Annotated in this window: 5 protein-coding genes; 1 reads left to right on the forward strand and 4 read right to left on the reverse strand. The window is 68.4% G+C overall.

The window, feature by feature from the left end:
* Nucleotides 1–3: 3 nt before the first annotated feature.
* Together RMN95_RS04810 and RMN95_RS04815 are read right to left on the reverse strand one after the other, a co-directional pair.
* Nucleotides 4–2,526, reverse strand: coding sequence for a glycosyl hydrolase family 65 protein (locus RMN95_RS04810; protein ID WP_309615816.1), 2,523 nt, complete (start codon nucleotides 2,524–2,526; stop codon nucleotides 4–6).
* Nucleotides 2,523–3,278, reverse strand: coding sequence for a beta-phosphoglucomutase family hydrolase (locus tag RMN95_RS04815; protein ID WP_309615817.1), 756 nt, complete (start codon nucleotides 3,276–3,278; stop codon nucleotides 2,523–2,525). The genes RMN95_RS04810 and RMN95_RS04815 overlap by 4 nt, the downstream gene beginning before the upstream one ends.
* 133 nt (nucleotides 3,279–3,411) lie before the next feature.
* Here RMN95_RS04815 and RMN95_RS04820 point away from each other — a divergent pair, with 133 nt between their 5' ends.
* Nucleotides 3,412–4,452 (forward strand): Gfo/Idh/MocA family oxidoreductase, encoded by a 1,041-nt coding sequence (locus RMN95_RS04820; protein WP_309615818.1) that lies wholly within the window; start codon nucleotides 3,412–3,414, stop codon nucleotides 4,450–4,452.
* 597 nt (nucleotides 4,453–5,049) lie between these two features.
* Here RMN95_RS04820 and cydC read toward each other — a convergent pair.
* Together cydC and RMN95_RS04830 are read right to left on the reverse strand one after the other, a co-directional pair.
* A complete protein-coding gene (cydC, locus tag RMN95_RS04825; RefSeq protein WP_309615819.1) occupies nucleotides 5,050–8,286 on the reverse strand; it encodes a thiol reductant ABC exporter subunit CydC in 3,237 nt (1,078 codons plus the stop codon).
* The coding region (locus tag RMN95_RS04830) for a cytochrome d ubiquinol oxidase subunit II (protein WP_309615820.1) at nucleotides 8,283–8,590 on the reverse strand (308 nt) is incomplete at its 5' end. The genes RMN95_RS04830 and cydC, both read right to left, overlap by 4 nt.

Raw genomic sequence — 8,590 nt, forward strand, 5'->3', positions numbered from 1 at the left:
GCCCTACTCGCCGTGCTCCTCCGACACCGGCAACCAGCTCAGAGGAACCGATGCGGTGATGATGCTGCCGTCGGCACGAAGGGTGCCTTCGACGTCGCTTGTGCTCGGGGCTCCGGAGAGTCGATCGCCGTGGTGCTCCAGGGCAACGGTCACCGGGGCTCCGGATGCCACGACGATGTCAACGCCGCGCACAGCAAACGGCACCGACGTGCCCTCCTCAACGGTGAAGGTGACCTCTGCCTGCGAGACGTCGATGCGCACTCGAGTTGCGAAGATGGTGACCCGATAGCTGAGACCACGCCAACTCTCGGGCAACCGCGGGTCGACGGTGAATCTGCCTTCGTGGTCGCGAAGTCCGCCGAAGCCGAACGCGAGTGCGCTCCACATGCCGCCGGTGGAGGCGATGTGCACGCCATCGGCCGAATTCTTGTGAAGGTCAGCGAGGTCGACAAACAGGCCGTCCATGAAGTACTTCAGGGCGAGCTCGCTGTAGCCGACCTCGGCCGCGATAATCGACTGCACCACGGCAGACAGTGTGGAGTCGCCGGTCGTCAGCGGGTCGTAGTAGTCGAAGTCTGAACGCTTCTCTTCCGCCGTGAACTTGTCTCCCTGCAGCAGCAGCGCGAGCACCACATCCGCCTGCTTGATCACCTGGAAGCGATAGATCACGAGCGGGTGATAGTGCAGCAGCAGCGGGCGCTGTTCGGGCCCGGTCTTCGAGAGATCCCACAGTTCCTTCTCGAGAAACTGGGCATCCTGAGGGTGGATGCCCAGGGCGTCGTCGAACGGAATGAACATGGCCTCGGCCGCCGCCATCCACTCATCCACCTCCGCCTGCTCAAGCGATAGCCGCGCCACCATATGCTCGTGGTCGACCGGAGCGCGCTCACGCAGTGCCTCCACCACGAGAGCAGCCGAGCGCAGGTTGGCCCTGGCCATGACGTTCGTGTAGAGGTTGTCGTTGACCACCGTGGTGTATTCGTCGGGGCCGGTCACGCCGTGGATGTGGAATCGGTCGCCACCGTTGGAGCGCCAAAACCCCAGGTCGGCCCACATGCGGGCGGTCTCAACGAGGATGTCGACCGCGCCCCTGGTGAGGAAGTCGGTGTCACCGGTGGCCGCTACATACTGGGTGAGCGCGAAGGCGATGTCGGCATCGATATGGTACTGGGCGGTGCCCGCCGCATAGTAGGCGGATGACTCCTCTCCGCTGATCGTGCGCCAGGGAAACAGTGCCCCCAGTTGGTTGAGTTCGCTCGCTCGCACTCGCGCGTGCTCGAGGATCGAATGGCGAAATCTCAGGGCATTCCTGGCGGCAATCGGCGACGTGTAGGTCAGTACGGGAAGCACGAAAATCTCGGTATCCCAGAAGTAGTGACCGCCGTACCCGGTGCCGCTCACGCCCTTCGCGGCGATGCCCTGGCCGTCGGCTCGGGCCGAGGCCTGGGCCAGCTGGAACAGGTTCCACCGCACGGCCTGCTGCACCACCGGCTGGCCGTGCACCTCGACGTCGGTCCTGGCCCAGTATGCGTCGAGCCACTCTCGCTGATGCTTCGCCGCCTGCTCGTACCCTTCCGATGCCGCACGATCAAGGGTGCGGTCGCTGCGGTCGGCCAGTTCCCGGGTGGGCACGCCACGAGAGCTGTGATAGCTGACGGTCTTCACCACGCGAATGCGCCGTCCGGCCTTCGCTTTGACCTCGTAAACGTGCTTGGCGAGATCATCGGTCAGCGAGGTAAGTTGCTCCCACTCGTTATCGGTATCGATGGTGTGGTCGATACCGGCAACGACGGTCATGCCCGAGTTGGTGCAGCGATACCCGAGCGTGTATCGGCTGCCGACGGCACGCTTCAGCCTTGGCTGCAGCACCCGTTCGGAGAGCGATTCCGCCTGGCGGGGGTCGAACCCCGCCTTGCCGGCAGCCCTGCCGCCGTCGAACTCGACGGGCGGCTGGTCGAACTCGTCGATGCCGTCCTGGCGGTTGAACAGCTGGCTCGAAATGGCGATGGATGCGTCGGAGTCGAGCACTGTCACGTCGTAGACGATCACCCCGAGGTGGCGGTCCACGAACGAGACCATGCGCCGGGATTCCACCATCACCTTCTTGCCGGACGGCGTGCGCCACAGCACGCACCGCGTGAGGGCCCCGTCGCGGAAGTCGAGCCGGCGGTTGAACTCGAGCACGTCGGCTTCGGGCAGTATGAACGGCTCGTCGTCGACGTAGAGACGGATGATCTTGGCATCCGGAACATTGACGATCGTCTGGCCGACGCGCGCAAACCCGAACGCCTCCTCGGCGTGCCGGATCGGCCAGGTCTCGTGCAGGCCGTTGATGAAGGTGCCGTGCATCTGGCCGGCGCGACCCTCATCCATGTTGCCGCGCATGCCGACGTAACCGTTGCCGACAGTGAAGAGCGTCTCGGTGCTGCCCATGTCGTCGCTGCTCGGGGTGGTCTCGACCAGTGCCCACTCGTCGACGGGGAAGCGGAGGCGGTCGAGCGGGTCGCCGGCATTCAGGATGCTCACGAGCGAGCTCCAGCAGGGTAGGAGGTGAGGGGCAGCATGTCCTGGAGGTCATCGACGACGAGATCCGCCCCGGAGTCGAGCAGTTGACGCGCGCCAGCACCGCGGTCGACCCCGAGCACGAGGCCGAAATCGCCCGTCCGTCCGGCCTGGACGCCGGAATGGGCATCTTCGACGACGGCGCAGTCGGCGGCGGTCAGCCCCAGCAGCTTTGCCGCATGCAGATAGGTGTCTGGTGCCGGCTTGCCCGGAAGACCCTCTGCCGCCGCCACCATTCCATCGACGACAACCGTGAAGCGATCGGCAATTCCGGCAGCGTCGAGGACTGCGGGCGCATTGCGTGAGCTGGAGACGACGGCCACCTGCAGGCCCGCGCGTGTGATCGCATCGAGGAACAGGATGGAGCCGGGATACGGCGCCACTCCTTCCTCCTCCAGCACCCGGCTGACCGTCTCGTTCTTGCGGTTGCCGAGCCCGCATACCGTGTCTGCCGAGGGGTCATCAGTCGGCGTGCCGTCGGGCACATCGATGCCACGGGCGGCGAGCATCGAGCGCACCCCGTCGTATCGTGGCTTGCCGTCGATGAAGTCGAAGTAGTCCTGCTGTGTGTACGGCTCGACACGATGCGCCGCCAGATACGGCTCGAACAGCCGGGCCCAGGCCGCCATGTGCACGTCGGTCGTCGGAGTAAGTACGCCGTCGAGATCGAAAAGCACGCCACGGATGCCGTCCAGGGGAGGTAGCGTGTCGGCCAACGGTTCGCTTTCCTGATGCTGTTATTCGATGGGATCGGTGGTCGGCAACGACATCGGGCCTCAGGAGCCATTGAACAGCATCCGGCGCCGCCGACCAAGACCATCGAGCGTCGTGGCCCATTAGATTCAACCCATGAGTTTGTTTCCTGCCACGTTGCCCTCCTCGACCGCCACGCCGCTGAGGGGCGGCCCCACGCTGAACTGGGGCGTACTCGGTCCCGGCGGCATCGCGGACGATTTTGTCACCACGCTGCACGCGAACAGCGACCAACGGATGCTCGGGGTCGGGTCGCGCTCCCAGGAACGCGCCGATGCCTTCGCGGCCCGCCACGGCATCCCGGGGTCATATGGGTCGTATCGCGCCCTCGTCGATGATCCCACCATCGACATCGTGTACGTCTCAGCACCTCACAGCGAGCACCGCGACCTCGCCATGCTCGCGATCGCTGCGGGCAAGCATGTCTTGGTCGAGAAGCCGATCGCGCTCAGCGCAGCCGAGGCGCGCGAGATCGCCGCCGCCGCCAACGCCGCCGGCGTGTTCGCCATGGAAGCACTGTGGACCAGATTCCTGCCGCAATCCACCGTCATCAGGCAGCTGCTGGATGACGGTGTGCTCGGCGAGGTGCGCCTGATTACCGCCGAACTCGGATTCAGGTTCGACTTCGGCGCCGAACACCGCCTCTACAACCCGGCGCTGGGCGGCGGTGCGCTGCTCGACCTCGGCGTCTACCCGGTGTGGTTCAGCCACTTCGCCCTGGGAGTTCCGGATGCCGTGCACGCCTCAGGCTCGCTCGGATCGACCGGGGTCGACGTGCAGGCGGCACTCACCCTCGAGTACCCCGATGGCGCGCAGGCACTCGCCGTCGCCACCATGACCGCCAACACCCGCAACGGCGCGACGATCTCCGGAACCCTGGCCCGCGTCGAGGTCGAGCCGATGTTCATCACCCCGGCCGGGTTCACACTCCACGGCTCAGATGGCGAGCGCCTCGACTGGCGTGACGACCACGGGCACGGATTCTGGCGCGACGGGTTGGCGTGGCAGGCGGCCGCGGTGGCGCAACACGTCTCGGACGGGCTTACCGAGGCGCCGGAGCATCCACTGGCCATGAGCATCGCCATGCTGGAGACTATCGACGCGGCGCGCACACAGTTGGGGTACCCGCCGCGCTGACGTAGCAGTTGGGGTGGCTGGGGTGCGGTGCTGTACCGCTGCCGCGTCGTGCTGCCGCGTCGTGCATCGGTGGCCGCGCTGCCGCGAGGGGCAGCCGCGTGGTGCACGAGCGCCGCAGCCGCTCGCGCTCGCAAGCACGCACGCACGCACGCACGCACGCCCGCTCGCAAGCACGCACGCACGCCCGCCCGCCCGCACGCACGCTCGCAAGCACGCACACTCCCGCAGGTTCGCCCTCTCGCGCCCGTGCACCGAGACCTCCACTTTTGCTGCCTAAACCGCCGCGGAGGCAGCAGAAGTGGCGTTCTCGATGACGCCCGCGCTTGATGCAGCAGGGCTGGATGCGGCGCAGCTCCGGTCGATTCGCCCGCCCGCGGCAGATCGAGAGTGCGCAAAATGTTGCTATGGCCCGCAAGGTAGCAACAGTTTGCGCACTCTCGATGTGAGGTGACCGGAGGGCAACGGGCGCAAACAGCTTCCGAGGCAGGCAACTGGCGCGCGGAGGCGGGGCGTCGAGGGGAAGGGGAAGGTGGGAGGGGAGGGGCGTCGACGAAGTGGAGGAGAAGCCGGAGGAGTGGGCGGCGTGGCCGGCTGTGGCTACGCGGTGGCTGCCGCGAGGGGTCGGCCGAGTTCGGCGGTGGCATCCCCGGGGAGCCGCTCGTCCGGGTGGTGGCTGACGAGCACGACAATGCGGTCGGCGAGGGCGGCGCGCAGGGCCAGCATGAGCCGCTCGGCGGTGGTGGCGTCGAGGTGGGCGGTCGGTTCATCCAGCAGCACGAGGTCGGATCGGGTGAGGAGCATCCGCGCGACCGCGAGCCGTTGGCGCTCACCGCCGGAGAGGCGGTTGCCCAGGGAGCCGGTGGGGGTGTCGAGGCCGCGTGGCAGCGCGTCGATGAGTGGTGTCAGGCCGGCGATGTGCAGTGCGTCCAGCATCTCTGTTTCGGTGGGGCGGTCATCCCGGCTCCGGGCGAGCAGCAGGTTTCCGCGGATGGTCGAGTCGAACAGGTGGGCCTCCTGGGGGCACCAGGAGATGCGCGACCTGAGGCTTGCGGGGTCGAGGGTGGTGGCATCCACACCATTGATCAGGACGGTTCCGGATGCCGCCGGCAGAAAGCCCATGAGCGTCGCGAGCATGGTCGACTTGCCGGAGCCCGACGGCCCTTCGGCGACGATCCACTCGCCGCGGGATGCTGTGGCGGTGACCGGACCGAAGCCCGCCGAGTCCCGGGAATCAGCGCCGCCCCAGCCGACGACCAGCCCGCGCAGCTCCACCGTCTCGATGGGGCCGAGGGGCAGCGTTCCGGTGGCGGCGGCGCGGGCCGCGGTGACGGTGCGCACTTTCGCGAGCGCCGCCGCCAGGGCTGGCCACTGTTGCACGGCCTCGACCATGCCGGTGAGCGGTTCGATGAGGGCAATCGGCAGCAGTACGAGCACGGCGACGATGGCGCCGGGCAGCGTTCCGGCGGCAGCGGCGGCCGCCGTGGCGGGCAGCACCATCATGGATGCGGCGCCGCAGGAGAGCACGACGATGCCGTTGCCGAGCCCGAGTGCTGCGGCCCCGCGGCGCGCGTGGCTCCCGGCGGTGGTATCGAGCGCGTCGAGTGTGGCGAGCATCCGGCCGCCGATGCCGTTGGCGCGCAGGTCGGGGGCCGCGCCGACCATGGCGCTGAACTGGCGCACCACCGCGCTCTGCACGGCGGCGATTCCGCGTGCGGCGGAGCGGTCGGCGAGGGCGGCGACGAACGGTGCCACGATGAGGCTCGCGGTGATGGCGACGAGCACGACGGGCACCGCTGGGGAGTGCAGCGCGGCGACGGCGATGACGGCGGCGGCGGCCGTGGTGACGGCGACGCTGGCGGGCAGCACCACGCGCGGCACGAGGTCGCGCACGCGGTCGGCGGAGGCGACGAGCAGGTCGATCGCGTTGGCTCCGGTGGCGACCGATCGGGATGCGACTCCCGTGGCGGCGAGCCCTGCCCAGAGCCGCTGCCGAAGCCCGGTCACCGACCCGAGCACGGCGTCGTGGGTGAGCAGCCGCTCGCTGTAGCGCAGCACCGCACGTCCGAGTCCGAGGAAGCGCACTCCGACGATGGCAACGGTGAGATACATGATCGGAGGTTGTTCGCTGGCGCGGACGATCAGCCAGCCCGAGAGCGCGGTGAGGGCGACGGCGAAGATCGCGGCTCCCGTTCCGAGGGCGATGGCGGCGACGGTGCGCCCGAGGGTGGGCCGCAGGAACGCGAGGAGTTCGGTGAATATTCCGGAGGGGGCATGAACGCTCGGCAGAACGCTCGAGGCCACAGTGGAGGGCAGCGAGGCCGAGGCAGCACCACGCGATCCGCCCTGGATGCCCAGCAGCACCTGCCGGTCGGCGAGCCGCGTCATCCCGCTCTCGTGGGAGGCGAACACAATGGTGACCGTGCCGCGCAGCGCCTCTATGGCCCGCTCGACCTGCTGCGCGTGGGCGGGGCCGAGGTGGGCGGTGGGCTCATCCAGCAGCATGATGTCTGCTCCGGATGCCACGCGCACGAGTGCTCGCGCGACGCCGACCCTGCGCAACTCTCCGGGGCTCAGCCGCTCGGGATCGTCGTTCGCCACCGCGTTGAGCCCGAGCTGGGAGAGGGCCCGGGTCACGTCGGACGGGTCGCGGCAGTAGAGCGCAATCTCGTCGCGCACGGTCGCCGCCACGGTGCGGGGATGCTGCGGCGCCCACGCCACTCGCAGCGGATCGATACCCGTGACCATGCCGTCGTCCGCTGGCACGATGCCCGCCAGCACCCCGAGCACCGTCGACTTTCCGGCGCCGCTCGGGCCTTCGATCGACGTGATCGAGCCGCGGTCGAGCACGAAGTGGAGCCCGTCGACGGCGGCACCCGTCCGGTCTGCGTACCGCACGACGAGCCCTTCGACGCGAATCGTGGCACTGGGCAAACGCACGTCGGTGGGCACCGGGGAGGAAATGATCTCCTGTGCACGCCGCTGGGCCGCCAGGCCATCCTGCGAGGCGTGGAATGCGGAGCCCAGCTCGCGGAAGGGCGCGAAGCATTCCGGCGCGAGGATGAGCGCGACGAGCCCGACCGCGAGCGGCAGGTCGCCGTTCACGAGCCTCAGCCCCACGAACACCGCGACGACCGCGACCGAAATGGTCGAGATGATCTCAAGCACCAGCGACGACAGGAACGCGGTACGCAGGGTGAGCATCGTCGTCGCGCGATGCTCGGTCGACACCCGCCGCAGGGACTCGGACTGTTCGTCGATCCGGCCGAGCCCGACGAGCACCGGCAGCCCGCGGGCGAGCTCGACCAGGTGGTCCGAAAGTCGCTGCAGGGTGGTGGATGCCGCATCCGCCCGCTCGCGGGTGTGCAGGCCGACCAGTGCCATGAAGATCGGCACCAGCGGCACCGTGACGACGATGACCAGCGCGCTCACCCAGTCGGCGAACAGGATCCGCGCGCCGATGAGCAGCGGAATGGTTGCCGCGGTCACCACCGCGGGCAGCGCCGTGCGGTAGTAGTTGTCGAGCTGGTCGAGGCCCACTGTTCCGACCGCTGTCGCGGAGCCCGTTCCGACATCGCTACCGGCTAGCAGCCGGGTGGCCAGGTCATGGCGCAGTCTCTCCTTGGCGCCAATCGCCGCCCGAGTGGCGTAGGCCTGCGCAGCCCAGGTGATGAGCGCGCGCAGCAGGGCCGCACCGAGACCGAGAGTGAGGGCATCCCGCCACCCATTATTGCCCGCGATAATCGAGACAATGCCGCGTGAGAGCGCCTCGGCCATGGCGATCAGCGCCGCAGCCTTCAGCGACGCGAGCACGCCGAAAGCAAAGGTTCGTCTCATCGCGAGGCGACCGCCGGCGACACGACATGGGCCTCGGGCAGGTGCGTTTCGGCGAGGCGACGGCGGAACACCCAGTAGGTGTACCCCTGGTAAACGAACACGAGCGGCAGCCCGATGGCGGTGACGACGCTCATCACGCCGAGGGTGTACTCGCCGCTGGAAGCATTGGTCACCGTCAGGTCGAACGCCGAATCGATGGTCGAGGGCAGCACAACGGGGAAGACGGCGGCGAAGATGGATGCCGCGCCGAGCACCAGGAACGCGGCGACGCCGACGAACGCCCAGCCCTCATTGCCGCGGCGAG

Origin of the sequence: Salinibacterium sp. (genome assembly GCF_031364185.1) — a bacterium.
GTDB lineage: Bacteria > Actinomycetota > Actinomycetes > Actinomycetales > Microbacteriaceae > Rhodoglobus.